13 protein-coding genes are annotated in these 15,097 nt (G+C 44.5%); 6 read left to right on the forward strand and 7 right to left on the reverse strand.

Features of this window, described 5'->3' with window-relative positions:
* Positions 1-170: 170 nt before the first annotated feature.
* Positions 171-950 (reverse strand): flagellar motor control protein ZomB, encoded by a 780-nt coding sequence (gene zomB, locus HQQ92_RS08190; RefSeq protein WP_028759720.1) that lies wholly within the window; start codon positions 948-950, stop codon positions 171-173.
* A gap of 228 nt (positions 951-1,178) precedes the next feature.
* Here zomB and cysB point away from each other — a divergent pair, with 228 nt between their 5' ends.
* The gene (gene cysB, locus HQQ92_RS08195) at positions 1,179-2,162 is read left to right on the forward strand and encodes an HTH-type transcriptional regulator CysB (protein WP_028759721.1); all 984 of its coding nucleotides are present in this window, start codon (positions 1,179-1,181) and stop codon (positions 2,160-2,162) included.
* Between the two features lie 64 nt (positions 2,163-2,226).
* Here the strand turns inward: cysB and HQQ92_RS08200 are convergent, their stop codons facing one another.
* The 4 genes from HQQ92_RS08200 to HQQ92_RS08215 all read right to left on the reverse strand — a co-directional run bounded on the left by HQQ92_RS08200 (position 2,227) and on the right by HQQ92_RS08215 (position 5,814).
* Complete coding sequence (locus HQQ92_RS08200; RefSeq protein WP_028759722.1) at positions 2,227-2,889, reverse strand: response regulator transcription factor; 663 nt, start codon at positions 2,887-2,889, stop codon at positions 2,227-2,229.
* Between the two features lie 220 nt (positions 2,890-3,109).
* Positions 3,110-3,574 carry an acyl-CoA thioesterase gene (locus HQQ92_RS08205; RefSeq protein ID WP_173244489.1) on the reverse strand — a complete coding sequence of 155 codons (465 nt, stop codon included), beginning with the start codon at positions 3,572-3,574 and terminating at the stop codon, positions 3,110-3,112.
* Positions 3,575-3,754: 180 nt separating this feature from the next.
* A complete protein-coding gene (locus HQQ92_RS08210; protein ID WP_028759724.1) occupies positions 3,755-4,819 on the reverse strand; it encodes a 3-deoxy-7-phosphoheptulonate synthase in 1,065 nt (354 codons plus the stop codon).
* Between the two features lie 182 nt (positions 4,820-5,001).
* Entirely contained in the window at positions 5,002-5,814 is an 813-nt protein-coding gene (locus HQQ92_RS08215; protein ID WP_028759725.1) for a pyruvate, water dikinase regulatory protein, read from the reverse strand.
* A gap of 124 nt (positions 5,815-5,938) precedes the next feature.
* Between HQQ92_RS08215 and ppsA the strand changes: the two genes are divergently transcribed.
* The 4 genes from ppsA to HQQ92_RS08235 all read left to right on the forward strand — a co-directional run bounded on the left by ppsA (position 5,939) and on the right by HQQ92_RS08235 (position 12,609).
* Complete coding sequence (gene ppsA, locus HQQ92_RS08220) at positions 5,939-8,308, forward strand: phosphoenolpyruvate synthase (RefSeq protein ID WP_028759726.1); 2,370 nt, start codon at positions 5,939-5,941, stop codon at positions 8,306-8,308.
* Positions 8,309-8,406: 98 nt separating this feature from the next.
* Positions 8,407-11,448: an FAD-binding and (Fe-S)-binding domain-containing protein gene (locus HQQ92_RS08225; protein ID WP_173244492.1), complete on the forward strand. Its 3,042-nt coding sequence runs from the start codon at positions 8,407-8,409 to the stop codon at positions 11,446-11,448.
* A 126-nt stretch (positions 11,449-11,574) separates the two neighbouring features.
* Positions 11,575-12,048, forward strand: coding sequence for a DUF1285 domain-containing protein (locus HQQ92_RS08230; protein ID WP_173244495.1), 474 nt, complete (start codon positions 11,575-11,577; stop codon positions 12,046-12,048).
* Between the two features lie 144 nt (positions 12,049-12,192).
* Positions 12,193-12,609 carry a MarR family winged helix-turn-helix transcriptional regulator gene (locus HQQ92_RS08235; RefSeq protein ID WP_028759729.1) on the forward strand — a complete coding sequence of 139 codons (417 nt, stop codon included), beginning with the start codon at positions 12,193-12,195 and terminating at the stop codon, positions 12,607-12,609.
* Between the two features lie 136 nt (positions 12,610-12,745).
* Here HQQ92_RS08235 and HQQ92_RS08240 read toward each other — a convergent pair whose 3' ends face one another.
* Complete coding sequence (locus tag HQQ92_RS08240; RefSeq protein ID WP_011789104.1) at positions 12,746-13,090, reverse strand: hypothetical protein; 345 nt, start codon at positions 13,088-13,090, stop codon at positions 12,746-12,748.
* A gap of 212 nt (positions 13,091-13,302) precedes the next feature.
* Positions 13,303-14,337, reverse strand: coding sequence for a Glu/Leu/Phe/Val dehydrogenase (locus HQQ92_RS08245; RefSeq protein ID WP_173244498.1), 1,035 nt, complete (start codon positions 14,335-14,337; stop codon positions 13,303-13,305).
* Positions 14,338-14,618: 281 nt separating this feature from the next.
* Between HQQ92_RS08245 and HQQ92_RS08250 the strand changes: the two genes are divergently transcribed.
* A complete protein-coding gene (locus HQQ92_RS08250; RefSeq protein ID WP_011789106.1) occupies positions 14,619-15,068 on the forward strand; it encodes a DUF4826 family protein in 450 nt (149 codons plus the stop codon).
* Positions 15,069-15,097: the final 29 nt, after the last annotated feature.

The following is a 15,097-nucleotide window of genomic DNA, read 5'->3' on the forward strand; positions in this document are numbered from 1 at the left end:
GACTTGGCTTTTTGTTTGCATTTTTTCGATATTAATTTGTTGCTATAGATAATAATTCAAACATGTTGAGTACTTTACACGTACAGATACAAACTGACTAACAATGACACGGTAGCATGAGTGGCAAATGTGTCGCTAATTCAACTTAACGGTAAGCAAATAGAGACTGATCACCATTTCTTTTTAGGTTGAAACAGCATATCGATATCATCTTCTTCATTTTTAGGTCTAGGCGCACTGGGCTCAGATTGTTTCTGTGCACCCATAATTTCATCAAGTAATTGTTTAGCCTCATCGACTTTACGCCCAATGAAGGGATCATTAGGCGTTTGTGCCTTAATGGCGTGTAATGTTGATAGGGCTTTGGTTACCATTTGTTTTGATGAGCCATATTGCTTCATAAAGCTGGCCGCGCGGGCACGAGAAAGCATAGAATCGACATTGATTCTGAGCTGTAAACTGTCGATGCGGCTTTCTTCTTGAGCAAAAATGCTCGGATCGACTTTACCTTTATTATGCTCGGCTCTGAGTATCGCCTTTAATTTTTTTAAGGTTTGAACAAGCGCTAAAATTTGCTTGTCATTATCGGGTAGTCTGAAATTCTCAATTGGAGGAGTTTGAGGTTGTCCAGACTGTAAGCTTGTTATTTGATTATTGATATCGGCTAAGCGGCGTTGGTAGTCTGACTGTTGTTGGCCATTACTGATCGCTGTTGCAGATTGCAAGGCATCTTGTACACGCCGGTACAAAACCAACACTATATTCGTGCTACAAGGCATCATTCCTGTGTTTGATAACACAGTTTCAGTTTCATCGATAATTGCTCTTTGACGGGCAAATTCAATGCGACGCTCAGCCTCTACACGTTCTTTTTGTTGCTGTAATACGTTAATTCCGATAACAAGCAGTAAAAGCGCACCGATGAGGATCAGAACCAAGGTGAATGACATAGATGTTCCATTATTTATCCAATTGAGCTAATGCTACAATAAATCAATAAACTAGCATAGTTATCTTAGCCTAGGTTATCATTTCTGTCGTATGAATCTGTAGACTTGTGCTCTATATTCCTATTTGCTTTAATTTTTACTATATACTATAACGATTGATTATAGCTGAGAGTGCTTTGAGGGCTCAGTTGTTAATGGCATTTTGCGTGTTTGAGACAAGGAAATAAGATGAAACTGCAACAACTCAGGTATATTGCTGAGGTCGTAAAACATAACCTCAATGTATCGGCGACAGCTGAAAACTTGTATACCTCTCAACCCGGGATCAGTAAACAAGTTCGTATGCTTGAAGATGAGTTGGGGATCCAAATATTTGGCCGTAGCGGTAAGCATTTAACCCATGTCACACCTGCGGGTTTGCAAGTGATCAGCATTGCCAATGATATTTTAGGTAAAGTTGAAAGTATCAAAAAAGTGTCTGAAGAATATACTAAGCCAGATCAAGGTGAGTTAAATATTTCCACAACAGATACTCAGGCACGCTATGCATTACCGACGATAATTCGTCAGTTTATTGATCGCTATCCTAAAGTGAACTTGCATATGCACCAAGGGACACCGTCTCAGATCAGCGAACAGGCGGCTCGCGGTGATGCAGATTTTGCCATTGCGACCGAAGCAATGCATTTATATTCAGATCTGATCATGTTGCCTTGTTACCACTGGAACCGCTCTATCGTTGTGCCCAAAGATCATCCTCTTGCGACCCGCAATCAAGGCAGCTTGATTAGTATCGAAGATTTAGCCCGTTTCCCCTTAGTGACCTATGTCTTTGGTTTTGATCGTGCTTCTGAAATTGAGAAAGCGTTCAATCGGGCCAATTTAGAGCCGCGTGTTGTCTTTAGTGCGACCAGTGCCGACGTGCTTAAAACCTATGTTCGTTTAGGATTAGGCGTGGGGGTCATCGCGTCTATGGCCATTGATCCAAATGTTGATAAAGATTTAGTCGCTATTGATGCTGGCCATTTGTTTGCCCACAGTACGACTAAAATTGGTTTTAGGAAGGGCAGTTTCTTGCGCAGTTATATGTATGATTTTATTCAGCACTTTGCGCCGCATTTAACCCGTGATGTGGTGGAGAAAGCCGTAGCATTACGGGATCAACAGCTCATAGATGAAATGTTTGCCGATAAAAATCTGCCAATGCGTTAACGTGGATGATTTACAAACATAAAAATGCCGCTAATAAAAGCGGCATTTTTTATGGGTTTAGCGATTAAGATAAATCGACTTTATCCATCTCGAGTTGCGCAAGGGCAATAACTGCTTGAGTGCGGTTGCGAACGCCAAGTTTTCTAAATATGGCAGTCGCGTGCGCCTTGATGGTCGCCTCAGACACGCCAAGATCGTAGGCTATTTGTTTATTTAATAAACCTTCGGCAAACATCTGCAACACTTTATATTGTTGCGGCGTGAGATCGGATAACTTGCTGGCCATTTTATCAATGGCATCGTCATTGATAGCAATAATCTCAGTGCCTTTAGGCAACCAAATATCACCGAATAACACCGCACTTAGCGCCTCTTTTAGGGTTTCCATTGAAGCTGATTTAGGGATAAAACCACTGCTGCCATAATGAATCGCACGGCTAATGGTATTGATATCCTCGTGGGCTGAAATCACCACAACGGGTAACTCAGGATAATGTGAGCGTAGGTGGATAAGTGTGGAGTAGCCGTGGGACCCCGGCATCTGCAGATCTAACAGTACAAGATCGTAATCGACGCTTCGAACATCCAATACAGATTGCAGTGCGTCAGCACTGTCTGCTTCAAACCACTGTGCATGTTCGAAAGCGCTGGTCAGCGCTTGACGTAGTGCATTTCTGAACAATGGATGATCGTCTGCGATAATAATATTTAAGTTTTCTAGCTTCATGGCTTTTATGATTATGTTCGGTGCGCGTGAAGATTGAACTCAATGTAACAGAAAAGTAATCAAGGATCCTATTGCTTTATTCAGGAATAAGGACAAAATTTTGATATGTTTCTGGTTGTTAGACTTTGGTCGGTGTTTTACGGGGAAAAAGATGGACAGTATAGTTTCAATTGAAAGCCCGAAAGTACGGGCTTACCTATACTTTAAAATCGTCTAAAAACTACCCATATGTCCACACTTTTGTGGGATTTCGTTGTTCGTCAACCGCAACAAAGGTGAACACACCACGTATGGCATGCTCTCGATGGTCTTGATACATGTCTTCGACATAGATGTTGACTTCAACTTTTAATGACGTATTACCTACATGGATTACACGAGCGATGAGTTCGGCTAGTGTGCCTGCTGGGATAGGCTTTTTAAAATCAATTCTATCGGAACTCACTGTGACTAAGGTTTTACGGCAGAAACGAGTTGCCGCAATAAAGGCTGTTTCATCCATCCACGCTAAAGCTTCACCACCAAATAACGTATTGTGATGGTTGGTGATAGAGGGGAATACTGCTTTAATCACACGCGCTTCTGAGGAATCAATTCGAGTTTGAATCGCGTCAGAAAAGGGTGTTTCAGCGGCTTCGATTCGTGAGGTATTTTCGGTGTTTGGAGAAATGGGCGTAAGCGACATACAGCAACCTAAGGTAATGCAGCAAAATAAGCTCGAATTATAAAGATTTATGGTGGTTAAAGATAGAAAACTACAGGCTTTAACCTGCAGTAGGCATATGACTGAGGATAATGTCATGCTTCCAATAAAAAAACCGAAATGAGATCGGTTTTTTATTGGACGATTTATTTTACTTCAGATTTATTTGGTTAACAGTGCTTTTCTTTCGCGGGAAGCCGCTGCGAGCTTACGTAGCAGAATTTCAGAGTCGTCCCAATGTAAGCAGGCGTCTGTGATACTTTGGCCATAACAGAGTGGCTGGCCTTCAACGACTTTTTGATTACCTTCTTGTAAGAAGCTTTCAGCCATAATACCTGCGATGGCAGTGCTGCCAGCACGCATTTGAGTCATAATTTCATCGGCGACCATCAGCTGTTTGAGATGGTTCTTCTCACTGTTTCCGTGGCTGAAATCGATAACCATACGTTGAGTTACCCCAACAGATGCAAGCTGTTGACGCGCTTCTTCGATATCTTGTGCGTGATAATTAGGTTTTTTGCCACCACGTAGGATGATATGGCCAAACGGGTTGCCGTGGGTGCGATAGACCGCCATAGCGCCATCTTTATCCGGTGAATAGAAAACATGTGGCACTTGTGCGGCACGCACTGCATCAACGGCAATATTAATGTTCCCATCAGTACCATTTTTAAAACCAACAGGGCAGGACAGTGCTGAAGCCATTTCACGGTGGACTTGGCTTTCCGTAGTACGCGCACCAATCGCACCCCAAGTAATGAGATCCGCTATGTACTGACCGTTCACCATATCTAAAAATTCGGTGGCGATAGGCAATTTTAATTCAGTGATTTGTTGCAGCAACTCGCGGGCAATGCGTAAACCTTTGTTTGGTTCGAAACTGCCATCGAGATCGGGATCTGAAATTAATCCTTTCCAACCGACAATTGTGCGGGGTTTTTCAAAATAGACGCGCATTAAGATACACAAGTCATCTTTCAATTCTTGGTGTAACGCGGCTAAGCGTTGAGCATAATCTAATGCCGCTTTAGTATCGTGGATTGAGCATGGGCCTATGATCACCAATAGACGTTGGTCTTCACCCATAATGATGGCTTCGACTTCACGACGTTGCTGAACCAGATAATCGGCTGCATCTTGAGTTAATGGGAACTCAGATGCCAGTTGCGCAGGTGAGATGACTTTTGCTAATAAGGAAGTGCGTAGTTCGTCTGTTTTTATGGTCATTCAAAATACCGAGCTTGCGTGCGGCGCTTTTCGCCAGATTGCCTCGGATTATAACGAATCGAACCGAGTTGCACAGTGCCAATTGCGTTAATTGTCGGCAACTGTGCAATGAATTTGATTTAAGTTAGTTTCTTTTAGACTTAATTCACTCGGTTTCTTTTGCTGATTTTGGCTTATTAGGCTTAGAACATATGCCGTTCTAGGCCCGTGACATCTAATATTTTAGTGGCAATTTCTTCCACGGAATGATTAGTGGTGTCTATGTAAGGAATGCGTTCGCGTTTAAACAGCATTTCCACTTCTTTGACTTCTAAGCGGCACTGTTTGAGCGATGAGTAGCGGCTATTCTCCATTCGACTCTGACGGATTTCATGTAAACGCACGGGATCAATCGTTAAACCAAACAGTTTTTTCTTATTGCGTTTCAGCGCTTCAGGTAACTTAAGGTTATCCATATCATCTTCGGTGAAAGGGTAGTTTGCCGCTTTTATGCCGAACTGCATTGATAAATACAGGCTCGATGGCGTTTTGCCACAGCGAGAGACCCCAAGTAAAACCAGATCGGCTTGATCCATATGTTTCATGGTCTGGCCATCATCGTTATCCATGGCGAAATTAATTGCATCAATACGCGCTTCATAGCCGTGATTCGCTTTTCCATGGGTTCTATGTACAACTGGAGAGGCAGAAACACCTAAATGTTGTTCGAGTGGGGCCACAAAAGTATTCAAAAAATCATAATCAACCCCTTCACTCGAGTAGATGATGTCGCGGATCTCGGCTTTTACGATGGAATGGAATACTAACGGCCGCTCACCTGTTGTAATAAAACAATCATTAATTTGTCGCTTAACTTGCTCCGCTTTCGTCAATGTTTCGACAAATGGAATCGTAAGTGACTCAAATTCTAATGGAAATTGCGAGAGAACCGCATGACCAAAAACTTCAGCTGTGATCGCTGTCCCGTCGGAGATATAGAATACTTTTGGTGCCATACTGACCTCTTGTAGTAATAAAATTACAAATAAAATTATAGATTTACGCGTGTTCGACAGGAGTGTAAAATGCCGCTGCCCTCGTGTGAAGGGGCCACTGAAATAAACTTGCGGAGATAGAACTGTGCAGCAATACGTACTCTGGTATCAAGAATTAGGCATGGGTGACGTCAACTTGGTTGGCGGTAAAAATGCTTCTCTAGGCGAGATGATCAGCAATCTGGCCAATGCCGGTGTTCAAGTACCTGGCGGATTTGCGACAACTTCCCATGCGTTCAACGAGTTCCTTGAACAAAGCGGAGTTAACCAGAAGATTTATGACATTCTAGCCACACTGGATGTAGATGATGTCAATGCGCTGGCTAAAGTAGGTGCACAGATCAGACAGTGGGTTATCGACACTCCATTTCAACCAGCATTAGAGCAAGCGATTCGTGAAGCTTACGATAAACTTGCCGCTGAAACTAGCGAAGCGTCATTCGCGGTACGTTCTTCTGCAACAGCTGAAGATATGCCAGATGCCTCTTTTGCGGGTCAGCAAGAAACCTTCTTAAACGTAAAAGGATTTGAATCCGTACTGACAGCGATCAAGCATGTGTACGCTTCACTCTTTAACGATCGCGCTATTTCCTACCGTGTGCATCAAGGTTATGAGCACCACGGTGTAGCTTTGTCTGCTGGCGTACAACGCATGGTTCGTTCAGATAAAGCGGCTTCAGGTGTGATGTTCACTATGGACACTGAATCTGGCAATAACGATGTGGTGTTTATCACTTCATCTTTTGGTCTGGGTGAAATGGTTGTTCAAGGCGCGGTAAACCCAGATGAATTTTATGTTCATAAACCTATTTTAGCCTTAGGTCACAAGGCTGTTGTGCGCCGTAATATCGGTAGTAAGCTCATCCAAATGGTGTATTCAGATGATGCTGCTCACGGCAAACAAGTCAAAATTGAAGACGTGACTGCTGACAAACGTCGTCAATTCTCTATCAATGACGCTGAAGTCGAAGAATTAGCCAAACAAGCCATGGTGATCGAAAAACATTACGGTCGTCCAATGGACATCGAATGGGCAAAAGACGGCAACGATGGCAAATTGTATATCGTTCAAGCGCGTCCAGAAACGGTTCGTAGCCGTGAAGATGTGCAATTGATTGAACGTTATCACTTAAAGAGCCGTGGCGCTGTGATCTGTGAAGGTCGCGCTATTGGCCATAAAGTGGGTACTGGCGTAGCCAAAGTATTAACGTCAATCGCCGATATGGATCAAATCCAACCTGGTGATGTGTTAGTGACAGACATGACAGATCCTGATTGGGAACCTATCATGAAGCGCGCAAGTGCTATCGTCACAAACCGTGGCGGTCGTACCTGTCATGCGGCGATTATCGCCCGCGAATTAGGTGTGCCAGCGGTGGTGGGTTGTGGTGACGTGACTGACCGTATCAAGAATGGTCAAATCGTGACTGTTTCTTGCGCCGAAGGTGACACTGGCTTTATCTACGAAGGTAAACAAGAGTTTGAAGTGATTTCAAACCGTGTTGACTCTCTGCCTGCATTGCCAATGAAAATCATGATGAACGTGGGTAACCCTGATCGTGCATTTGATTTTGCCCGTTTGCCAAACGAAGGTGTGGGTCTAGCGCGTTTAGAATTCATCATCAACCGTATGATCGGCATCCATCCAAAGGCACTGCTCGAATTCAATCAACAGGATGCAGCGCTGCAAACTGAAATCAACGAAATGATTGCTGGTTACGAATCACCCGTTGAGTTCTACATTGCCCGTCTGGTTGAAGGTATTGCGACTATCGGTTCAGCTTTCTATCCGAAGAAAGTGATCGTACGTATGTCAGACTTTAAGTCTAACGAATACGCAAACTTGGTTGGTGGTGACCGATACGAGCCAGAAGAAGAGAACCCAATGCTGGGCTTCCGCGGTGCGAGCCGTTATATCTCTGAATCCTTCCGTGACTGTTTTGCCCTTGAGTGTGAAGCGATTAAACGCGTTCGTAATGACATGGGTCTGAAAAACGTTGAAGTCATGATCCCATTCGTTCGCACAGTGAAAGAAGCTGAGCAAGTGGTCGGCTTGCTCAAAGAGCAAGGTTTAGAACGTGGTAAAGACGGTTTACGTGTCATCATGATGTGTGAAGTGCCTTCAAACGCCCTGTTAGCAGACCAATTCCTTGAGCATTTCGATGGTTTCTCTATCGGCTCAAACGATTTAACTCAGCTGACACTCGGCCTTGACCGTGATTCAGGTATCATTAGCCATTTATTCGATGAGCGTGATGAAGCCGTTAAAATGCTACTTTCATTAGCCATTAAAGCGGCTAAAGCGAAGGGCGCTTACATAGGTATTTGTGGTCAAGGTCCTTCAGATCACGCTGATTTTGCCGCTTGGTTGGTAGAACAAGGCATAGATACAGTGTCATTAAACCCTGATACTGTGATTGATACTTGGTTGTATTTAGCCGAAGCGCACGGTTGATCTAGATAGTAATTTTATAAACTTGTTAAAAAAGCCGCTTTTTAGCGGCTTTTTTTTGTTTATAATGGCGCCATAACGATAATTGACAGAAGCCATCTATGCTACCCCTGCTATCACATCAACAAACATTAGAGCCAGTGTATTTGGCATACCTTGATGCACTGGAGCAAAGTGAGTATTCCGGTGATATAGACAAACGTTACAGCGCCCGTTTAGTGCAAGCCACCGACAACTCTGTATATCAATTCTTACCTCAAGCCGTGCTTTATCCTAAAAATCAGCAGGATATTCAAATTGCATTGACGCTGGCTGCCACGGATGCATTTCGCAGCGTGACCTTCAGTGCGCGGGGCGGTGGTACAGGCACTAACGGACAATCTCTGACCCATGGTTTGATTTTGGATGTGTCGCGTTACATGAACCGTGTGCTCGAAGTGAATGCTGAGCAAGGTTGGGTTCGAGTCGAAGCTGGCGTGATTAAAGATGCGCTTAACGATGCATTGCGTCCCCATGGATTCTTTTTTAGTCCCGATTTATCCACTTCAAACCGCGCCACTATTGGTGGCATGATCAATACCGATGCCTCGGGTGCAGGCTCACTGGTCTATGGTAAGACGTCAGATCACGTGCTGGCGCTGCGTAGCGTGTTGATCGATGGCAGTGTGCTGGATACGCATCCCCTAGATGCGAGACTACTGTGTAACCCTGATAATGTCAGTGATAATCCGCTGGGGCAGAAACTGATTTCTGCTGTGGCGGCGGTATGCCGCGAAAAGCGAACTCAGATAGAAAACCAATTTCCTAAGCTCAATCGTTTCCTCACTGGCTATGACTTAAAACACGTGTGGAACGACAACCTGACGCAATTCGATTTATCACGAATTCTGACGGGCTCAGAGGGCACGCTTGCGGTGATAACCGAAGCCAAACTTAATCTCACCCCGCTGCCGACTGAGCGCGCTATGGTGAACATTAAGTACGATTCGTTCCAATCGGCATTGCGTCATGCGCCATCCTTAGTTGCCGCGCGGGCGACTGTGGTTGAAACCGTCGACTCTAAAGTCCTGAATTTAGCCCGAGAGGATATTGTCTGGCATTCGGTTGCTGATCTTATCCAAGAAGTGCCGGGTAAAGTGATTGATGGCCTCAATATGGTCGAATTTGCAGGCGACACTGTAGAAGTTGAGCAAAAGCTTGCGAGTCTTGAAGCGGTATTAACTGAGCAGATCAATAGAGGCGAATGCGGTGTATTGGGTTACCAAGTGACGCAAGACAAGCCGAGTATCGAAAAAATTTACGGCATGCGTAAAAAAGCCGTTGGTCTATTAGGTGCAACTAAAGGACGCCGTAAGCCCATCGCCTTTGCTGAAGATACTGCTGTACCACCGGAAAAACTCGCCGATTACATTATGGAGTTTCGCGCGTTACTCGACGGGCATAATCTGCAATACGGTATGTTCGGCCATGTGGATGCGGGCGTGTTGCATGTTCGTCCAGCGCTCGATATGTGCGATGTTGAAGATGAAAAATTACTACGAGTCATTTCTGATCAAGTAGCGGCACTGACGCTTAAATACGGTGGCCTAATGTGGGGCGAGCACGGTAAAGGCGTGCGCGGTGAATACGGTCCAGCTGTCTTTGGTGATGAACTTTTCGGTGTATTGCAAGATATCAAAGGTTTGTTCGACCCCGATAACCGACTCAATCCCGGCAAGCTGGTGGCGCCTAAAGATACAGGAGCCCTCTATTACGATGTCGACAGTGCTAAGCGCGGTAAGTTTGATCGACAAATCCCCGTTGATGTGCGTGATGCGTTCCCCGATGTGATGAATTGTAACGGTAATGGCCTGTGTTTTAATTACAGTAGCTATTCGCCCATGTGCCCATCGTTTAAGGTGACGGGTGACAGAGTGCAGTCACCTAAGGGGCGTGCAGGGCTCATGAGAGAGTGGCTAAGACTGCTTGAGGCTGAAGGGGTTGATGTTAATGCCCTCGCAAAAGCGAAACCTTTTGGTATATTGCAGCGCATACAAAATACCATCAATGCCAAACGTGATTATGATTACTCCCACGAAGTGATGGAATCGCTCAAGGGCTGTTTAGCCTGTAAAGCTTGCTCTGGACAATGTCCGGTCAAAGTGGATGTGCCTAAGTTTAGGGCGCAGTTCTTCAATATTTACTATCAACGCTATTTAAGACCCACGAAAGACTATCTCGTTGCAGGAATTGAAGATAGCTTGCCACTGATGGCCGCGGCACCGCGTCTCACTAACTTTGTTGCACAAAATCCATTGAGCCAATGGGTGATTAAACAGGCGATTGGTTATGTGGATGCGCCTGCGTTATCTGTGCCGACTTTGAAGCAAAGACTCGATGGTCATGCAAGCCGTGGTTACGACTTAGCTGCGTTGCAAGCGATTCCTGAAGAGAAGCGCTCGCAGTTTGTGTTGGTGGTACAAGATCCTTTTAACAGTTTCTATGACTCAGGTCTTGTGCTGCGCTTTATCCAATTGATTGAAAAACTCGGCTTAAAGCCGGTGTTATTGCCCTACAAACCCAATGGTAAGCCAACACATATCAAGGGATTTTTAGATAAGTTTGCTAAAACGGCGCAGTCGAGTGCAGACTTTTTGAACCAAGTCCATAAACTGGGCATGCCCATGGTCGGTATCGATCCTGCCTTAGTCTTGTGTTATCGCGATGAATACCGTGAAGTCTTAGGGGCTAATCGCGGTAATTTTGAGGTCAAGTTAGCCAACGAATGGCTACTGAATGTCATCAAAGATTTACCTGCAAAAGCTGCGCAAGATAAGCAATATACTTGGTTTAGTCATTGTACCGAATCGACGGCCAAGCCAAATACCGCCAATGAGTGGACTAAAATCTTTGCCCATTTTGGCGCTAAGTTAACCGCAGTCAATTTAGGTTGTTGTGGTATGGCGGGAACCTATGGTCATGAGGCGGAAAACCTCGAGCGCTCTAAGGCCTTGTTCGACATGTCTTGGCAGCAAACGCTAGCGAAAATTGAGCAGCCGCAAGTGTTAGTGTCTGGCTATTCGTGCCGTAGTCAGGTAAAACGTTTTGCCGGATACAAGCCAAAGCATCCACTTGAGGCCTTACTCGAGTTAGCAAATATCTAGTGGTGTTTATGCCGTTTTGATTGCGCTAGTCAGATCGTAATTATCCTCACTGGTATATCCCAGTGTTGAATGTCACACTAAAGCCAGCCGCAAGGCTGGTTTTTTTATGAATGGTGGAGGCCGAAGATGGAAAAGATGACTGACAGTATTCAACACATGCTCAAACAATTCGCTGCCGATAGTAGGCTAACCTCGGTTGTGCCATTGTGCAGTGAAGTCCCATTGTTTGACATTAACGCCTTGGGTGATTGGACCTATCTAGGCACATCGCTACCAGCAAAGTTTGCTAAGTTGTTCGCCAGTATTTTGCATTGCATCGATGATGAGTATTTCTTAATTACCCCAGTGGAGAAGGTGCGAGTGCGGGTTGAAGATGCTCCCTTACTGATTGTCGATTTCGAGCGAGCGCAACCCCATTCGCTGCTCAATGTAAGAACCAGTATTGAAACACAGCACCATAAAGTCGATATAAAACAGATGAAGCTCACCGATGACAGTGTTTATTTGCCGCTTGAGCGCGGTTTATGGGGCAAATTAGGTCGGGCCTGTTACTATAATTTTGTGAATGAATTCAATTTATCTGATCTAGATGGGGAATGAGCTCGTAGGTTAATCGCATAATTTGCTGTGGTCTAAGCTAGTTTATTATGGGTTAAGTGGTAGTATTAAAACTAACTCTGGGTTCCTATGATGGCGTGCAGAGTAAGTGTAAACGCGTTAAACCTTTGCTGTAGGAGGTGCTGTTTGAATCGTCATGAAAGCTTAGGCTATCTTGTATCCCACTTAAATATCGAGCTGCAAAATGAGCTTGATCTGCATCTTAAGCGATATCAACTCGATATAAAACTGTGGCCTGTGCTGTTTGCTTTGTGGCAAGAAGAGGGCATAAGCCAAACTGAATTGTCTAAGCGTTGCGATGTGGCAAATTACACTATGACGCGCTTACTCGATCAGTTGCAGGTGCAAGGTCTTATTACTCGTCATCAAGAAGTCGATAATCGGCGTGCCTTCCAAATCTTTTTGACCGATGAAGCCAAAGCATTAGAGCAAGATCTTATTTGCGAAGCTGAGCGGGTCAATGAAAAATTCCTGTCAAATCTAAGTGAAGATGAACAACAGACATTCATTTTACTATTAAATAAAATCAACCGTTTGGCTTGAAATGTTGAATCTAATGGGTATGGAGGGAAACTGTGGTTTAGCCGTTTTCACTGCTATCTGTATGTGGTTATCTAAATCATTTTCCCAGTTTAATCCCACCCACTATGCCTCACTTTGCGGGATTAAACTGGTTTGATTAATTCAAGTAAAGTGCAAAGACGCAAAGCAGACTGACGGCTATCACTGAGTGCTGTAAATAACGCCGGCTGGCTAATAAATTTTCTTTGCCTTGTTTTAGGCTAGCGACGAGTCTATGTTGCTTATAAATTCGGCACATGAGTTCATCGGTTTGGGGATCGATAAGCAGTTCAAACTTGCAAGGCGCGCCGTCTTTAAGCTGAATGGTATGCTCGCTTTGAGGCTTAAAGTTAAGCTTGTGCGACACCATCTGGCCATTAACGAAGACCCGCTCTAAACCACTCCAATTGCTGGCTTGCAGTTCTACGACATCTTGGTTGAGATCATATTTGAAACGGATCATAGCGCTATCCTGTGCTGGGACCTGATAGACTAATTCAAGCAGACAAATATGACGTTTTCCAGCGTGATTAAATGAATATTCTGTGTCGAAATTAAAAGCGCGGTTAAACCATGAGCTTAGTGATAGATTAAATTTTAGATAACAAAAAAGCGACCAGAGGTCGCTTTTTTCAATATTTGACGGGCATAAAAAATAATAAACGCGTAGAAAAATTACTGCTTAGCGGCTTCGATAATGGCTTTTGCCATTTCATCAGCCACGGCGCCGGTTGTACGGTTCTGCGCATCGGCTTGGCTGAATATTTTAAGCAGCGTGTTGTAAATTTCTTCTACTTTAGCCGTCGATTTTGCTGCGTCGTAATCTTTTTCGAACGACACGTTGATAATGCCGCCTGCGTTGATCACATAGTCTGGCGCGTACAGTATGCCCATTTCTTTCAGTTGTTCACCGTGGCGTACTTCGGCTAATTGGTTGTTGGCACAGCCAGCAACAATTTTGGCTTTCAGTTGCGGTAAGGTCGCATCGTTTAAGGTTGCGCCAAGGGCACAAGGGGCATACACATCCACATCTTGCGCGTAGATTTCTTGAGGCGCGACAACAATGGCACCAAAGTCGGTAGCGACTTTATCTAACGAGGCTTGATGAATGTCGGTAACAATCAGTTCAGCGCCTTCGTTATGCAAGTGTTTGCACAGGTAATAGCCAACGTGACCGACGCCTTGAACGGCGATTTTAAGGCCTCTTAGGCTGTCTAAACCAAGTCTATGTTTAACCGCAGCTTTGATGCCTAAATAAGTGCCAAGGGCTGTGAACGGTGATGGATCGCCACTTTTGCCTTCAAGACCCGCCATATAAGGGGTTTCTTCATGGGCGATCATAATATCAGCCGTAGTAGTGCCAACATCTTCCGCTGAATAGTATCGGCCACCTAGGCTGTTAATCAAACGGCCAAAGGCGCGGAATAGGGCTTCGCGATCTTGTCTTTTCGGATCGGCAATTATCACGGATTTACCACCGCCCATGGTTAAACCTGCTAGGGCATTTTTATAAGTCATGCCACGAGAAAGGCGTAATACGTCAGTCAGGGCTTCATCATCCGATTGGTAGTTCCACATCCTACATCCACCCACGGCAGGACCAAGGTTAGTGTTATGGATGGCGACAATGGCCTTTAAGCCACTTTCTTTATCATGACAGAATACAACCTGTTCATGTTCGTCAAAGGATACATGATTAAATACAGCCACGTGAATTTCTCCGCTATACACAATGAAAAAGCCGACGAGGTGAGCCTCTATCGACTGCTTGTTATATTTATTGCAGAACCATAGCATTTAGCGATACTCTCAACCATGCATAATGACCGAATAAATACATTATTTGTGGCAATTTAGCTTTCCACTTTACGTAAACGTAAGCTTTGCGATGTAAGAATGGATTGTACTGAATTTAACGTAACGAATAGAATGAATCGCGTACTGATCCCAAGAATTAGGCTCGCGTTATAACAATAAGATAGGACGGAAGTATGACTGAACAAGCTGTCGACCAAACTCAACAAAATTTATCAGCTGAAGAAATAGAAAAGCTGCGTCAAGAGTGGGTCAGAACTCAATTTCAAAAAGCCAATCGTTTTCTCGCTGAAAAAGGCGTGATACCAAGCAAAGTCCTAGCCGATGAAAGCCGTTATCTTGCGCCTTATATGGCGATTTGGAAGATGGAATCAAAGCGTCCAAGCAACAAAACCTATTGGGTGATGTCAGGTGATTTACCGTCGGATTTTGTCGATGTCAAAGTGGCGGCGACGGCCCGTGATGCCGTGCGTCATTTCTCTATGATGTGGCAAATGCAGGCGGAAAACTTAGTGCGTTCGGGTGCAACCCGTGATGCCACTCAGGCTAAATTTGCTCAACTATTAGTATCGCGTGCCGAGAGTTTATATCGTATGCACAACGACGATAAACTGTGGAATGCTTAAACTCAAATGAGTTGAGGATTGTATTTAGA

The sequence above is a fragment of the Shewanella sp. DC2-4 genome, from assembly GCF_013248875.1.
GTDB lineage: Bacteria > Pseudomonadota > Gammaproteobacteria > Enterobacterales > Shewanellaceae > Shewanella > Shewanella oncorhynchi.

Coding starts and splice junctions, on each gene's coding strand:
- HQQ92_RS08250 (WP_011789106.1), top strand. CDS start 14,619: ATGACTGAACAAGCTGTCGACCAAACTCAACAAAATTTATCAGCTGAA.
- HQQ92_RS08200 (WP_028759722.1), bottom strand. CDS start 2,889: ATGAAGCTAGAAAACTTAAATATTATTATCGCAGACGATCATCCATTG.
- HQQ92_RS08215 (WP_028759725.1), bottom strand. CDS start 5,814: ATGGCACCAAAAGTATTCTATATCTCCGACGGGACAGCGATCACAGCT.
- HQQ92_RS08225 (WP_173244492.1), top strand. CDS start 8,407: ATGCTACCCCTGCTATCACATCAACAAACATTAGAGCCAGTGTATTTG.
- zomB (WP_028759720.1), bottom strand. CDS start 950: ATGTCATTCACCTTGGTTCTGATCCTCATCGGTGCGCTTTTACTGCTT.
- HQQ92_RS08210 (WP_028759724.1), bottom strand. CDS start 4,819: ATGACCATAAAAACAGACGAACTACGCACTTCCTTATTAGCAAAAGTC.
- HQQ92_RS08230 (WP_173244495.1), top strand. CDS start 11,575: ATGGAAAAGATGACTGACAGTATTCAACACATGCTCAAACAATTCGCT.
- HQQ92_RS08240 (WP_011789104.1), bottom strand. CDS start 13,090: ATGATCCGTTTCAAATATGATCTCAACCAAGATGTCGTAGAACTGCAA.
- cysB (WP_028759721.1), top strand. CDS start 1,179: ATGAAACTGCAACAACTCAGGTATATTGCTGAGGTCGTAAAACATAAC.
- HQQ92_RS08205 (WP_173244489.1), bottom strand. CDS start 3,574: ATGTCGCTTACGCCCATTTCTCCAAACACCGAAAATACCTCACGAATC.